Annotated in this window: 13 protein-coding genes and 4 pseudogenes; 4 read left to right on the top strand and 13 right to left on the bottom strand. The window is 59.7% G+C overall.

The features are described from left to right. Positions 1-222: 222 nt before the first annotated feature. The 3 genes and pseudogenes from B0G71_RS33905 to B0G71_RS33900 all read right to left on the bottom strand — a co-directional run. A pseudogene (locus B0G71_RS33905) lies at positions 223-396 on the bottom strand (GlsB/YeaQ/YmgE family stress response membrane protein); the annotation flags it as partial. A gap of 258 nt (positions 397-654) precedes the next feature. Then, entirely contained in the window at positions 655-843 is a 189-nt protein-coding gene (locus B0G71_RS41085) for a hypothetical protein (protein WP_147308738.1), read from the bottom strand. Between the two features lie 289 nt (positions 844-1,132). Next, on the bottom strand, positions 1,133-1,444 hold the full coding sequence (locus B0G71_RS33900) for a DUF4148 domain-containing protein (protein WP_116147408.1): 312 nt from the start codon (positions 1,442-1,444) through the stop codon (positions 1,133-1,135). A gap of 341 nt (positions 1,445-1,785) precedes the next feature. On the opposite strand from B0G71_RS33900, the gene B0G71_RS33895 reads away from it, so the two are divergent. Further along, positions 1,786-2,961 (top strand): porin, encoded by a 1,176-nt coding sequence (locus B0G71_RS33895; protein ID WP_116147406.1) that lies wholly within the window; start codon positions 1,786-1,788, stop codon positions 2,959-2,961. A gap of 236 nt (positions 2,962-3,197) precedes the next feature. On the opposite strand, the pseudogene B0G71_RS42230 reads toward B0G71_RS33895, so the two are convergent. The 6 genes and pseudogenes from B0G71_RS42230 to B0G71_RS33870 form a co-directional block, all read right to left on the bottom strand. Then, a pseudogene (locus B0G71_RS42230) lies at positions 3,198-3,395 on the bottom strand (hypothetical protein); the annotation flags it as partial. Between the two features lie 102 nt (positions 3,396-3,497). Beyond that, positions 3,498-3,803: a putative quinol monooxygenase gene (locus B0G71_RS33890; RefSeq protein WP_116147404.1), complete on the bottom strand. Its 306-nt coding sequence runs from the start codon at positions 3,801-3,803 to the stop codon at positions 3,498-3,500. Between the two features lie 49 nt (positions 3,804-3,852). After that, complete coding sequence (locus tag B0G71_RS33885) at positions 3,853-4,827, bottom strand: zinc-binding dehydrogenase (RefSeq protein WP_116147402.1); 975 nt, start codon at positions 4,825-4,827, stop codon at positions 3,853-3,855. 53 nt (positions 4,828-4,880) lie between these two features. Next, positions 4,881-5,891 carry a zinc-binding alcohol dehydrogenase family protein gene (locus B0G71_RS33880; RefSeq protein WP_116147400.1) on the bottom strand — a complete coding sequence of 337 codons (1,011 nt, stop codon included), beginning with the start codon at positions 5,889-5,891 and terminating at the stop codon, positions 4,881-4,883. Between the two features lie 237 nt (positions 5,892-6,128). Continuing rightward, a pseudogene (locus B0G71_RS42225) lies at positions 6,129-6,351 on the bottom strand (IS6 family transposase); the annotation flags it as partial. A gap of 255 nt (positions 6,352-6,606) precedes the next feature. Continuing rightward, complete coding sequence (locus B0G71_RS33870) at positions 6,607-7,704, bottom strand: NADH:flavin oxidoreductase/NADH oxidase (RefSeq protein ID WP_116147398.1); 1,098 nt, start codon at positions 7,702-7,704, stop codon at positions 6,607-6,609. 87 nt (positions 7,705-7,791) lie between these two features. On the opposite strand from B0G71_RS33870, the gene B0G71_RS33865 reads away from it, so the two are divergent. Beyond that, a complete protein-coding gene (locus tag B0G71_RS33865) occupies positions 7,792-8,109 on the top strand; it encodes a helix-turn-helix transcriptional regulator (protein ID WP_116147396.1) in 318 nt (105 codons plus the stop codon). Between the two features lie 426 nt (positions 8,110-8,535). Here the strand turns inward: B0G71_RS33865 and B0G71_RS33860 are convergent. Then, positions 8,536-9,033 (bottom strand): annotated as a pseudogene (locus B0G71_RS33860) (GAF domain-containing protein); the annotation flags it as partial. Between the two features lie 44 nt (positions 9,034-9,077). Between B0G71_RS33860 and B0G71_RS41560 the strand changes: the two are divergent. Next, entirely contained in the window at positions 9,078-9,278 is a 201-nt protein-coding gene (locus tag B0G71_RS41560; protein WP_181916864.1) for a hypothetical protein, read from the top strand. A 206-nt stretch (positions 9,279-9,484) separates the two neighbouring features. Here the strand turns inward: B0G71_RS41560 and B0G71_RS33850 are convergent, their stop codons facing one another. Continuing rightward, the gene (locus B0G71_RS33850; protein WP_220377335.1) at positions 9,485-10,690 is read right to left on the bottom strand and encodes an alcohol dehydrogenase catalytic domain-containing protein; all 1,206 of its coding nucleotides are present in this window, start codon (positions 10,688-10,690) and stop codon (positions 9,485-9,487) included. A gap of 500 nt (positions 10,691-11,190) precedes the next feature. On the opposite strand from B0G71_RS33850, the gene B0G71_RS33845 reads away from it, so the two are divergent. Further along, positions 11,191-11,583, top strand: coding sequence for a DUF3331 domain-containing protein (locus B0G71_RS33845; RefSeq protein ID WP_116147394.1), 393 nt, complete (start codon positions 11,191-11,193; stop codon positions 11,581-11,583). Positions 11,584-12,116: 533 nt separating this feature from the next. On the opposite strand, the gene B0G71_RS33840 is transcribed toward B0G71_RS33845, so the two are convergent. Next, complete coding sequence (locus tag B0G71_RS33840; protein ID WP_116147392.1) at positions 12,117-12,356, bottom strand: DUF6566 family protein; 240 nt, start codon at positions 12,354-12,356, stop codon at positions 12,117-12,119. A 28-nt stretch (positions 12,357-12,384) separates the two neighbouring features. Then, on the bottom strand, positions 12,385-12,573 hold the full coding sequence (locus B0G71_RS33835) for a hypothetical protein (RefSeq protein WP_258875715.1): 189 nt from the start codon (positions 12,571-12,573) through the stop codon (positions 12,385-12,387). Between the last annotated feature and the right edge of the window lie 470 nt (positions 12,574-13,043).

Below are 13,043 nucleotides of genomic sequence, written 5' to 3'. Positions count from 1 at the left end.
TGACGCGACAACTGGCGCGGGGCCAACAAGAGAGGACCGGCACCAAGGCGTTCCGAAGTTGAAATATCGCGCGGAAATTCGCTTGAGTTGATTCGGCGATGAAGATGCGGTCGGGCGCGTCTTCATCCCTTTTCGTTGGTGCTCGGCCGCCTGCCGGACTGATTCTGGCCCAGCCCACTTACGATCGGTAGCGGCGCGCTCAGTGTATAAAAGGTGAGCGCTCTAGAGTGGACGCGTGCGGCCCCGGCTGAAAAGTCGCAGAACAGCGAGCAGGATGACCGCACCAATGAACGCCGTTATCAGCGAGCCGATGATGCCACTGCCCAGATGAAGTCCGAGGGCTCCCCCAAGCCATCCTCCGATAAACGCTCCAACAATTCCGACGATGATATCGACACTGCGGGAGCACTTTCCCTTCTGTGGAATCCACTGACCGAGAACGTCGTCGATGGTCTGGCTTATCAACTTCTGGAAGCCGTCGAGACCCGTCGGGTGTCGCGACTGATGATCGATGGCCTGGCAGGTTTCGAGCGCGCTGCGGTTGATAGTCACGGGGTTATCGAGTTTCTCGCGGCACTGACCAACCCGTTGCGCACCGCGATCCGGAAAAGCGACAGATCTCCAATCAATCATTCGGAATACGGAATACGTTGCTCATGCATGTGTTCGTACCATGTTAATAACCGCGCGGGTCGGCCGTTCATCGTCGGAAAGCGACGTGCTCCGGTTGATGATCGAGCCGGTGACAACGACGATTGACGGAGGCGGGCTCGCACCCTTCGCGACATCCGACTCGACAATCAACGCTGCTTCCGTAACTGCATCTCGTTGATAGTCATCCACGAAGTGTGTTTCCTGCGCCCCATCCGGACACTGACTCTCACAAAAGAAGTCCCCACCTGACTGGCGAAGAAATTCGAGGAGTATTGCCGCGCCCCTTTCCAAGCTTGAATCCAGCGGGCGTGGGGCGCCCGCTGGAGGAAGTTCGATACGAAACTGGCCCGCTGCCGAGCATTGCCGCGATAGGGAGCCAGTTCTTCAAATACGGACGCCCAAGGTGCTGCGCGCTCGGATGACGGTGCTCAATGACTGCACGCATTCTGCATCTTGTTGGCTATCGCGTATCAACGCATTAGGGATGGTTGTACATCGCGTTCCAGTCCGCCTTTGACACTGCTGGGCGTCCTGCTTCCGACGAACCGCTCACTACACCGCCGTAACCACTTGCCGAGCCGTTCTGCGCAGCAACCTTGGCTTCAGCAGCCTGAATTTCAGCCGGATAGGTCGCATCGTTACGGGCTGACGGGTCATAGCCAGCCTTTTCGAGTTGAATCAATTCAGCGCGCACCTGCGCACGGGTCACCGGCTGGCTCGATTGGGCGAACACGGCAATCGGAGCAGCAAGGGCAGCGGCAACGACGACAGCTTGAACAAGTGAATTCATGGTACTTACCTCCAGACTTTGTTTGTCTTGTTACGAACACCTTGTTCGTAACCATGACTACATTTTAGGTAAGCGCACTCTTAATATTAAGCCCGAGGTCAGGAACGGATTGTTGCAATATATCGAGCAACCCTGAGTAACACTGAGGACTGCAACTCCAAAAAAAATCCACGTTCGAGAGGGGGAGCAATCCACATTCCTACACCGCAAATAAACAACACTCCGTAATTGGTATCTATGCCGCCACGAAATGACAGGCTACGCTTCATTCACGGTTCAGTTCTATTGTTCGAGCGTTGAAAAACTTTCCCGGTTAGCTTACCCATTACTGTGGATTGCTAATGAACAAGATACTTATTTCCACCGCCACTGGCGCACTTTTCGCTGCCGCGGCGTCGTCGGCCTTTGCACAAAGCTCGGTCACGCTGTACGGCATCGTCGATGAAGCCATCCGGTATCAGACGAATGCTGGCCCGGGTGGCAACGACCAGGTCGCCATGACGTCCGGCCCGGAAACTCACAGCCGCTGGGGCCTGAGAGGCAGCGAGGATATGGGGGACGGCTGGTCCGCGGTGTTCCGCCTTGAAAACGGCTTCGAAGCTTTTAATGGGCAACTACATGTCCCTGGCACCCTGTTCAGTCGGCAAGCTTTCGTGGGTCTGTCGAACAAAACGTGGGGCTCGCTGACTTTTGGCAGGCAATATGCGCCGGCCTATGACACCTTGGGCGACATCTTCGACCCGCTGACCGTTGGCAACTATTGGCAAAACAGCTGGATGTATAACGGCATCGGCCCCTACCTCGAAGTCAACAACTCGGTCAAGTACAAGGGCAGCTTCGATGGCCTGGATGTCAATGCCCTTTACGGCTTTGGCAACCAGCCGGGCGCGGTTGGTCTCGGCGCCACCTATGCCGTCGAACTGACATACACGTACGGCCCTGCCATGCTCAACGCAGGCTTCCAGCAGGTCTCCGTTCCGACATCTGCGACCGGCTCTTCGGCTGGCACCAGTGTCGGCAGCTCAATCAATGGCGCCAAAACCAACTTCCTGCACATCAGCGGCGCGTTTCAGGTCACCCACGATATCCGCCTCCTGGCCGGTTGGCTGCGGGGGCAGGACCAGACTGGTTTGACCGACAGCTACATGCAGCAATCTGGCGCGCCGACACTGAAAAGTGGCAGTCCCAACCGTATCGACGACACTTATTACGTCGGTGCGAACTGGCACGCCATGCCTGCGCTGCTGTTCACGTTCGCCTACTACTACGGGCAAACGCGCAATGCTGAACTGCTCGACGGCACGCTCGGGAGGGGGGTGAACCAATCGGGCACCGTTCTCGCCGAATACTCGTTTACGAAACGGACGGAGGTCTACGGGATCACGGACTTCGCGCGCGGCACAGGCGCGTTCTCCGCCGACTACCCCGGCGGAGTCAACGGTGAGGGCGTTCCGACCAACACCATTGGCCGGACCAATCAGGTAGGCGTGGCAATCGGACTTCGCACGATATTCTGAAGACGCGTTCGTCCCCTTCGACGCGGACTCCGATTTCATGCGGATTTTAGCCACGGGGTGAAGCCAGCCGCCCGGACTTTGGGTCTTCGGCGGCTCATATGGCCTGGTGCCGTGGCGACTTCCCGCGCGCCGCGAGGAGCGAAAAAGACGGCGGTGCACCGACGCAGCGGTTTCATGCGACTATCCGCAGCATCGTCGAAGTCCTGAAAAGGTCGACGACACCCAGCGGGTGCCATCGAATGGTCCACTTCGACACCGCGTTTTGCCATCATTTCCTCAAGGTTGGGCGGGCCCAGCGATTATGCGACGTGCCACTGCACGCGCCACAGCATCAAATCCAGAGGACGGTGCAGTCGCTTCACCACGTTGGCGATGCCAGGTCGCAACGTGTTGCGCGGCGTCCCGTCGTCCTGGCCATCGCGGTCGTCAGCCATTTCTGTCCGCCGGATTTTGCCTCAATGCCTTGTTGCGACAGACCCTGCCGCATTGGGGCGTCGTGGTTTCGCGCGGGGTAATCGTTCCGTTGCCCCTGGGACTTACTCATCCCGGTCAACGGCAACAGGGTGGAGGACGGCAACCATTGGCGCAGCCATCAACCACTCGCCGGCCTGCTCTCGATACCTGAGGTAATGGGCGCTCTCACGGTGAGCTTCCAGCGCAGCTTCGTCCGCATAAGCCTCGATCAGGTGGAACGTGGCGGGTCGTGTGCTGTCGCGGTACAGGTCGTAGCGCCGGATGCCCGGTTCCTGTCTGCTATGCGTGAGCAGCACGCGTAGCGCTGCCTCGACGTCGGATTCCCTTTCGGGGCGGGCCTGTAGCGTGGCAATGACTTCAACGGTCATAAAGGTTCCTTTCTATCTTACGGTTGAATTGGATAAGTTTGCTGGCGGCTCACAGCCTGATCACCACTTTGCCTTGTGTGTGTCCTGCTTCAGCCTCACGCAATGCCGACGGCACCTCGTCGAGCGAAATGATGCGGGTAATCTGCGGGTCGATGCGTCCTTCCGCAACCGATCGGGCCAAGGTTTCGCCTGCGCGCGCGATGTCACGCAGGTTGTCGGCGTCTCCGTGCTGGTAGGCGAAGCCCAGTGCCACGTCATGCAGCGAAATGGCTTTTTCCCAGGGCGGAAGGTCCTTGTCCTGTGGACGACCGACCACGCACACCATCTCGCCGTTGTGGCGGAGCAAAGGCAGCAGGGCCGTGGCCGAGTCAGCCGACACCAGATCGATTACCGCATCGACGCCGCGACCCTGGGTCAGGCGCATGGCCTCGGCCAGCACGTCAGCCTGGCGGTAGTCGATAACCTCGTCAGCGCCCAGCGAGCGGACGCGGTCCACCGAACGTGATGCGGTTGCAATGACGCGCGCGCCGGCCTGGCGGCACATCTGCACCGCAAAACCCCCTACGCCGCCGCCAGCGCCCGTAATCAGAACCGTCTGGCCCGGTTGCTGCAGTTTCAGTTTCCGGTGCACCGCCTGCCAGGCCGTCAGCCCGGCGCAAGGGAGTGCCGCAGCCTGCTCGAACGACAGGTCGTCCGGCAAAAGGCTCAATACCGCCGCGTCGACGACGACGTACTCCGCATAGGCTCCCCAGCGATACAGATTGGTCAGTGCCATCACGCGCTGGCCTGGCTCCCATCCCGTCACATCCGGGCCCAAGGCATCGATCTCGCCAGCGGCATCGATGCCCAGGATATGGGGCATGGCCAGGCCGGCGCCATTGCGCGCGAACTTGAAGTCCACCGGGTTGATGCTCGAGGCCCTCACTCGCAGGCGGACTTCGCCCGCGGCTGGCGTGGGGATGGAAACATTCGCTGGCACCAGTGTGTAGTCCGGTCCCGCTTGTTGAAGAAGCAGAGTTTTCATTGTGTCATTCATGCTATGGCAGCTTTGGTTTTCATGGCGCGTTCCTCAAAATCTCAAAAGCCGGACAGCACGATCTTGCCGCGCGCCTTGCCACTCTCGAGCAAGGCATGGGCGCGGCGCAGATTGGCCGCGTTGATGGTGCCGAAATGGTCCGCCAGCGTCGTGCGCAGCACGCCAGCGTCTACCAGCCCGGCGACCCGGACCAGAATATTGTGCTGCTCGATCATGTCCGGGGTCTGGTACATCGAACGGGTGTACATCAATTCCCAATGCAGCGAGATGCTCTTGGGCTTGAGGATCGGCACGTCGAGCGACTCGGGGTCATCGATCAGCCCCAGCTTGCCCTGCGGCGCCAGCATCTCGGCGATTTCGATCAGGTGCTTGTCAGTGTGGGTCAGGCTCGCCACGTAATCGACCTCGTCAATCCCAAGGCCGCGCAACTGCTCCGGCATCGGTTGCGTGTGGTCGATCACATGATGCGCTCCAAGCTCGCGCACCCAGTCGCGTGTTTCCGGCCGCGATGCGGTGGCAACCACGGTCAGGCCGGTCAGCTGGCGCGCCAGCTGGATCAGTATCGAGCCGACGCCGCCGGCGCCGCCAATGACCAGCAGCGTCCCGATCGGGTTTTTGCCTTCGCGCACTTGCAAACGGTCGAACAGCAACTCCCACGCCGTGATCGTGGTCAGCGGCAGCGCGGCCGCTTCCTCGAAGCTAAGACTCTTCGGCATCGGGCCGACGATGCGCTCGTCGACCAGGTGCAGCTCGCTGTTGGTGCCCGCCCGTAACAGCGAACCGGCGTACATGACGCGATCGCCGGGCTTGAACAGGGTTACTTTGTCGCCCACGGCGCGCACCACGCCGGACGCATCCCAGCCCAGCACCTTGGGTACCGCTGGTGGCGGCAGCACGCCGCCACGGATCTTGGTATCGACCGGGTTCACCGAGATCGAATGCACTTCCACCAACAGGTCGTAACCAGTTGGCTCCGCCTCGGGCAACGTGGTGTCGGTCAGGGCATCCGGCGAACCGAGCGGAACCGACTCGTTATAGATAACGGCTTTCATATGTACTCCATAAAAATGACGCTTCAAGTTACAGCGGGCCGCGTTTGTTCACTCGCTAATATCGTCAGGAACGCATAGGGCAATGACCCTCGCGCCGTGAATGAACTGCATGCCCTGCACTGATGCTCAGTAGTAGTGGCGCAGGTTGATCATCGTATAGGCGGGAGTCTTGAATGCGGAGTGGACCGGCCCAGGCGCTGCACAGGCTATGTCTCTCGTTAAACATAGATATTCTGATCAGATAGTATGCTCGAATTCGGCGTCGACGGTCCAAGCATGCGAGCGGCGATTCGTTTCTTGAGTATCGGCAATGACACGCCGCGTTCATCTGATGTCTGGGCAAGGCGAAGTGTTGCCTGATTGGGCCAAAGCATGAGAGAAACGCCTGCGTGCAAAGTACATAGCGAAGACCGCACATGTGTCGTCCGCGCCTGCGAGTCGGCTGATGGCTTCTATGAGCAAGTGAAGGAGCCGATTACCGTCTATCCCGGCCTTTCAGTGAGTGACATCTTCAATGCGTTCTACGAATGCGGCCGCCGGATGACGGCCTTCACTGGAAACTCCGACAAACTCCTGGCATGGACCCACACGCGGCGCCGGGCGCTCGCGCTTAGAAGGCAAATCAGACGTGCCGTCTGCCCGCCGCATGAAGCGCAGCGCAAACGGCACATCAGTACACCAGCACATCACTACAAAAGGGAACCGACGCGCAAACTTACGCGACCGCGTAGCGTTCAAGCCAATGAGCATAAGGCGCCGGCAACGTCCACGACGGACGCTCGATACTCAGCTTCTTCGCCGCATGATACGGCCAGTGCGGATCGGCCAGATGCGCGCGGCCGACCATCACCAGATCCAGTTGACCGTCCTTCACCGAACGGTCCGCCAGTTCCGGCGTGTCGATACCCCACGCCGACGAAACCGGAATCCCGGCCTCGCGGCGCACGCGCTCGGCGATCGGCGCGAGAAACGCCGGCGCCCACGGAATCGCCGCCTTCGGCGTGGAGAAGCCCACGCTGACGCTCAGCATATCCAGTCCCTCACGCTTGAAATTCCTCGCCAGTTCGATCGATTCGACAAGGGTTTCCTCGTCGCGGCCGTCGTACTCGATCACGCCGAAACGCGCCGTCAACGGCAGATGCTCCGGCCACACCTTGCGCACCGCCGCCAGCGTTTCGAGCAGGAAGCGGCTGCGGTTCTCCAGGCTGCCGCCGTAGGCGTCGTCGCGCTGGTTGGAATGCGTCGAGAAGAAGCTCTGGCCGAGATAGCCGTGCGCGAAATGCAGTTCGAGCCATTCGAAGCCCGCGTCACGCGCACGCTTCGCGGCCGCGACGAAATCCTCGCGAACGCGCGCGATGTCGTCGAGCGTCATGGCTTTCGGCACCTTCGGCAGACCGCCGCCGAATGCGATTGCCGACGGCGCGATGGTTTGCCAGCCGCGGCTGTCGTCGGCGGCGATATGGTCGTCGCCTTCCCACGGACGGTTGGCGCTCGCTTTGCGGCCCGCGTGACCGATCTGGATGCCGGGCACCGAGCCCGCGGCCTTGATCGAGGCCACCACCGGCGCGAAAGCCTGCGCCTGCTCGTCCGTCCAGATGCCGGCGCAGCCCGGCGTGATACGGCCTTCAGGCGACACGGCCGTTGCCTCGACGATCACCAGGCCCGCGCCGCCGCGCGCCAGACCGGCCAGGTGGATGCGGTGCCAGTCGTTGATCAGGCCGTCTTCGGCGGTGTACTGGCACATCGGCGGAATCGCAATCCGGTTACGCAGGGAAACGTCTTTGAGCTTGTAGGGCTGGAACAATGCGGACATCAGGCTAAACTCCTCTGGACTTGCTTGTACGGTAGTTCGATAAACATCGAATAACGAAGTATCGCAGAAACCTTTATCATTTGCAGCATGCGCACTTATAACCACCCCGCCGCCGAGGATTTCGCGCTCGGGCGGCTCTTTCATGCACTCAGCGACCCGGTCCGCCTCGAGATCGTGCGGCGCCTCGCGTCGGTCGACGAGGCCACCTGCGGCGAACTCGACGGCGGCCGCCCGAAGTCGAGCGTGTCCCATCACTTCCGGATCCTGCGTGAAGCGGGTCTCGTGCGCACGCGCGTGGCCGGCACCGTGCATCAGAATTCGCTGCGGCGCGCGGAACTGGACAGCCGATTTCCCAGCTTGATGGAGGCGATTCTCAAGCAGATCGTCGCGGAACCGACGCTCTGACCTGGCGGCTTCCGCTAAGCCCGCCAGGCGTTTGTCGGACTTTCCGATGAAAGCGGTCATGCGGCGCGCGCATTGGGCGTTAATGAATCAAGTTATTTGTGCAGGAGGTGCGGGTCGCCAGGCCAGCATGCTCGATGCTTCGTCTAGCCCAGGTGTGGTAGACGGCGCCTGAATCGGCACTCAATCGCGGCGCGCAGCATCCGAACGACTATGAAGGAAGCCGCCAAGAAATGTGGGGGACCGATCTACTCCGTTCTGTTAAAGCGTCGACGAGTTTTCCGGAACTCTGCATTGATCGCGTCGAGTTGCCGTCGCTCTGCTTAGCCTTGTGCGCATACTTGCCGACATCGCTTTCGACAAGCAGGTCGGTGACCGAATGATGCCGCTGCGGATCGAACCGTGTTTGTCCGACGCTAAAGCGGATTTCATAGCTGCGAGTTCGATCGCCGCAATCTCCCGCTCCACGATCTGCGCCAGGTCGCGCAAGAGTCCGCGCTCTTCGCTCCCGAATTCTCGCGGGCGCATATCGATCACACACAGCGTGCCGAGTTTGCTGCCGTTCGGTGCAGTCAGCGGTTGCCTGGCATAAAAGCGAATGCCGGGCGAGCCTGTGATGAGCGGATTGTCATAAAAGCGCGCGTCGTTGCGAGCATCGGGAACCACCAAGACGTCATCGTGCAAAATGGTGTGCCCGCAAAAGGAAATGTCGCGCTACGTCTCCGCGACGCTTAAGCCTATACATGACTTGAACCACTGTCGGTTCTCATCGACCAGACTCACAAGTGCGGCCTGCACATTGAAAAGGCGACGTGCGATTCGCGTCAGCCGGTCAAATCGTTCCTCACCGGGCGTGTCTAGCAGTCGGAGCGCGCGCAGCGTGGCGAGGCGCACAGGTTCGTTAATGGGAATGGGCGCGGCAAGCATAACAGTGTGGATCCCTTGCAAACAAGGTTTGAGGGACAGGCGTTATGGATAACCAGAACGACGGCGTCGCGAGATGCGAACAGGCTGGCCGCGAGCAAACCAGCCAAGCTCGACGTAACGGCGACAGTCACCCCCGCCTCAAGATGCTGGTCGAATACAGGCCGCAGCCCGCGTATTCGGGCTGTTTAGCGTTACAAAAATCGCATGAAGTTTTTTCGCACGGCTATCTGAGTTGCAAACAATGACCTAACCGCGATCCCACAACGAGTAGCAATTACGTTTCAAAACTTGCATATCAGATCCGCCGTCATACGCGGGTAACTTGGCGCGGCAAGTCGCTGAGGCAGGCTTGTCTGCCTGCTTGGCGGCTCACGCGCTCGCCTTAACCGTTAAGACCAAATGCAAGCCCGAAGGGGAGCAGCAGTCGAGCGGCACGTGTCGTCTGCCGGCTCTATGCGGCTTTCTTCACGCTGCTGTGCGGATCGATGACGAATTTCTTCGGCGAGCCCTCGCTGAACGTCTTGTACGCCTCAGGCGCCTGCTCCAGCGTGATGATCTCAGTGTTCAGCATGGCGCTAAGATAGGGCATCCGATCCCACAGGATCGCCATCATCAGGTCGCGGTTGTAGTGCATGATCGGTGCCTGCCCCGCCGTTAGTTTCGGCGACTTGATCCAGGCCTTGCCGAAGTCAATCGGAAGCTGGCCCTTCTTCGTCAGATCGGTGCTCGCCTTCGGATCGGCGTCGGTATAGATGCCGGGGATGCCCATTGCCCCACCGGCTCGCACCACTTCGATAAGCGTGTTGATTACCGCCTCCGAGTGCTCGCTGTTCGCCTCCGGACCACAGCCGTGCGCCTCCAACCCGACGCAATCCACGCCGCAATCCACCTCCCGCTTGCCCAGGATCGCTTCGATCTGGTCGGCCACCGGCGTGTCCCTGGTGAGATCGACCACCTCGCAGCCATTATTCTTCATCAGGTCCAGCCGTGCCCGGTTGGTATCGGCCACGATGATGCAGGACGCGCCGATCAGGCGAGCTCCCGCCGCGGCACACCGGCCCACCGGCCCGGCCCCGGCGATATACACCGTAGAGCCCACCTTGGCCCCGGCCTCCATCAGGCCATGAAAGCCGGTCGGCAGGATGTCCGACAACAGCGTGAGATCGCGGATCTTCTCCATCGCCTGGTCCTTGTCCGGGAACGACAACAGGTTCCAATCGGCGTAAGGCACCATGAGGTAGTCGGACTGGCCACCCTGCCAGCCGCCGAGATTGAAGCCATAGGCGCCGCAATCGACGGCGTCATTGACGTTCATGCACACATCGGTGTGCCGCTCCTTGCAATTGCGGCAGCGCCCGCAAGAGACGTTGAATGGGACCGAACATATGTCGCCCGTCTTGATGAACTCGACGTCCGGCCCGACCTCGATGACTTCCCCCGTCATCTCATGTCCCATCACCATCCCCACAGGCGCGGCAAAGCGGCCATGGTAGATATGCTGATCGCTGCCACAGATATTCGTCGTCACGATCTTGAGGATGGCGCCGTGATTGGCTTTCTTGCCTGTCGGCGTGACCAGCTTCGGATAGTCGAAAGTCTGCAGTTCCATCTTCATCGGACCCATGAACGTTACTACGCGATTGCCACTCGCAGCCATGATATTTCTCCTTGTTCGGTGGTTGAGGTCCGATCGATGTTCCAATCGTGGCCCGGGTAAGGCGTCGCGCTCGAATGGAGCGCGCTGGTCATCGCGATCCCGACCACGTATGCAGGCCAAGAGATGACGCCCATCTCGTCGACGTGGCCATTGACCCGATGACGGTGACAACAAGACTAGACTCCAGCCGGTTGTACTTCTTCCTCATTCCTGCAAAGACGTGTCGGATATCTGCGCTCGTGCTGCGCGGATTTCAGATGTGAACGTACGGCAGCAATCCGAAAAAATTGCGCAGGTGCAGGGAAGAAAATCGGCCAGGCGCGTCCTATCGTTGTCCTACCGTGCTTTGATCGAGCAGGGCATCCTTTCAGAAAAACACCGTCGCTGCGTGACGGGAACACGCACGACGATCGTTTGATCACGTGATGGACCTTTCGATTGCTGGCTGTGTCAGTTGGCTGATCTCTCTGTTTGTCTGATGAGAATCGAGGAACCGCATCATGCAAGCTGCCCTTGAAGAACACAGAACGAGGCAATCGACGATGGCCCTCCTCTCGGCCGAAGGCGAACTGCATCTGCCCGTTAAGTCCCGTCACGTTCGCCCGATGCGCGATGACGGCTACTTCCGGAAATGTGTTATCCGGCTCCTTGAGCGTACCAGTCCGACCTCGGCAACTATTGCGTGGAGCGACGCGACCTCCTGCTGCTACGGCGCACAGCTATGGCGTCGCCGCATCGCGAAGAAAGCCGGGGTCTGTTGCCTGAGCGGCCAGACCATTGCAAAGGGCAACGCCGTATATCGACCCAGACGTGTCCGACCCATACCACGAAACATCGATGCAATGATTCTGGCCGCAGTGCTGGAAACCGTCTCTCTGGAAGAAGGCATCTGACAGTTCTCCACTTGTTGGTCACGGGTCAAGCACGAAGAGGTTTTGATCGAGAGGAATCTTCTCTACAAATGGCAGAGCGCTGCTCTCGTTAGTGCAGGATTCGTTGCAAGCGTCCTCATGCCGGTCTTGCAGATCATGCTTGAACCTTTTGGCGATGGCTCTTTACAGCCTCGACTGCCTCGGTAAATGTATCGCTGTCATTTTGAGCGCACGCCCCAGGAGCGGAGAGCGACATGAACCCAGGCTAGCGGACGCAGATCTGTTCATGCTCGTGACCCAAGGCGGTCGTCGGAGCGATGCAGGAAGTCGCGTATCGTGTAGCCGACTGCGCTGCGCATGCGTCCACAGATCCTGACCATGAATATGTCATCCCATTGAGGAGATTCAGAACTGTCTTCGCTCTTCTCGCGTTTCACAGGCAGGCGGCTGCGTCGGGATAAGTGCGGTCGCCCGTGTTCGTGCAGTCCAGGTTCATCGAAGGGTAGCGTCTTTCGCTAAACTGCCGTTTTTTATTCGCTTTCGCTGAGGTTCCATCACATCGGGTGGTGCGACCCTTCCACCTTGTGATCGACAAACCGCGTGCCCCATTCGATGCCGTCCCGCACCGCCTCCTCCTCAGCAAGCCATTCCGGCTGAACCGTATCCGGACGGAATTCGGCCACGGTGCTGTCGGCACGGCGCACACTTACCTTCGCCTGCCAGGCGCCGTACGCGTTCTGCTCCGGCTGCACCACGATCTCGTAGCCTCGATGTTCCAACGTGTGCCGCTGCATCACTCGCTCCGGTTTCGTATCAAGGGCGTCAACCTGGAAGCACGAACTCGGTGCGCATGTGTTCGATCACCTTCTTGAGATGATGTGCGTAATCTGCGCCGAGGTCATCGAGCGGCACTATGTTCCAGTTGCGGCCGGATGCGTCCGGCGGATGTCGCTCTGGCAGCGGTATGCGCACGCGCAAAGCCCCCGGTACGTCGACGCCGATTTTCGCCATGCGGCTCTGCAGTTCGTCGCGAATATGCTCCGGGGATCGAACAGTCTTCGGCATCGGTCTGCCTCCCTTTGGTCGCAAGTCCGGGTTGTGACTGAACGGCGCATACGTTCATCGTGCAAGAGCATGCGCTAACGATGCTTTAAGTCTAGTCGCTAATCCGGAAATGTTCGGACAATCGGCCGCTTCTGCGGTGTTATTGCGGATCTGGCTGACGTGGCGGCCTGCAATAAATTTGCGCGTTGGCTATTTTGAGTTCGTGGAACGTCTGTAATGTGCGGACGTTCTTTCGACGCAGCGTGTGAAGTTCGAAGCGAACCCCCGGTCTTGAACCTTTCGAAAGCGGCAGTGTAGTTGAGAGCCGGGCATGGACGCATCCAATCCCCAATGCAGCGATGGATCGAATGAGCGCAGGATCGCGACACATCTGAGCAGGAATTGGAAAGAAGCGCACGCGGGTCATGGCTAGACTC

The organism is Paraburkholderia sp. BL27I4N3 (assembly GCF_003386115.1).
Classification (GTDB): domain Bacteria; phylum Pseudomonadota; class Gammaproteobacteria; order Burkholderiales; family Burkholderiaceae; genus Paraburkholderia.
The sequence above is the reverse complement of the archived record's forward strand: the minus strand, read 5'-3'. Positions and strand labels throughout refer to the sequence as shown.

Bases quoted from the DNA above. Each gene is read 5' to 3' on its own strand.
- B0G71_RS33900 (WP_116147408.1), bottom strand. From the start codon at position 1,444: ATGAATTCACTTGTTCAAGCTGTCGTCGTTGCCGCTGCCCTTGCTGCT.
- B0G71_RS33895 (WP_116147406.1), top strand. From the start codon at position 1,786: ATGAACAAGATACTTATTTCCACCGCCACTGGCGCACTTTTCGCTGCC.
- B0G71_RS33890 (WP_116147404.1), bottom strand. From the start codon at position 3,803: ATGACCGTTGAAGTCATTGCCACGCTACAGGCCCGCCCCGAAAGGGAA.
- B0G71_RS33885 (WP_116147402.1), bottom strand. From the start codon at position 4,827: ATGAAAACTCTGCTTCTTCAACAAGCGGGACCGGACTACACACTGGTG.
- B0G71_RS33880 (WP_116147400.1), bottom strand. From the start codon at position 5,891: ATGAAAGCCGTTATCTATAACGAGTCGGTTCCGCTCGGTTCGCCGGAT.
- B0G71_RS33870 (WP_116147398.1), bottom strand. From the start codon at position 7,704: ATGTCCGCATTGTTCCAGCCCTACAAGCTCAAAGACGTTTCCCTGCGT.
- B0G71_RS33865 (WP_116147396.1), top strand. From the start codon at position 7,792: ATGCGCACTTATAACCACCCCGCCGCCGAGGATTTCGCGCTCGGGCGG.
- B0G71_RS41560 (WP_181916864.1), top strand. From the start codon at position 9,078: ATGGATAACCAGAACGACGGCGTCGCGAGATGCGAACAGGCTGGCCGC.
- B0G71_RS33850 (WP_220377335.1), bottom strand. From the start codon at position 10,690: ATGGCTGCGAGTGGCAATCGCGTAGTAACGTTCATGGGTCCGATGAAG.
- B0G71_RS33845 (WP_116147394.1), top strand. From the start codon at position 11,191: ATGCAAGCTGCCCTTGAAGAACACAGAACGAGGCAATCGACGATGGCC.
- B0G71_RS33840 (WP_116147392.1), bottom strand. From the start codon at position 12,356: ATGCAGCGGCACACGTTGGAACATCGAGGCTACGAGATCGTGGTGCAG.
- B0G71_RS33835 (WP_258875715.1), bottom strand. From the start codon at position 12,573: ATGGCGAAAATCGGCGTCGACGTACCGGGGGCTTTGCGCGTGCGCATA.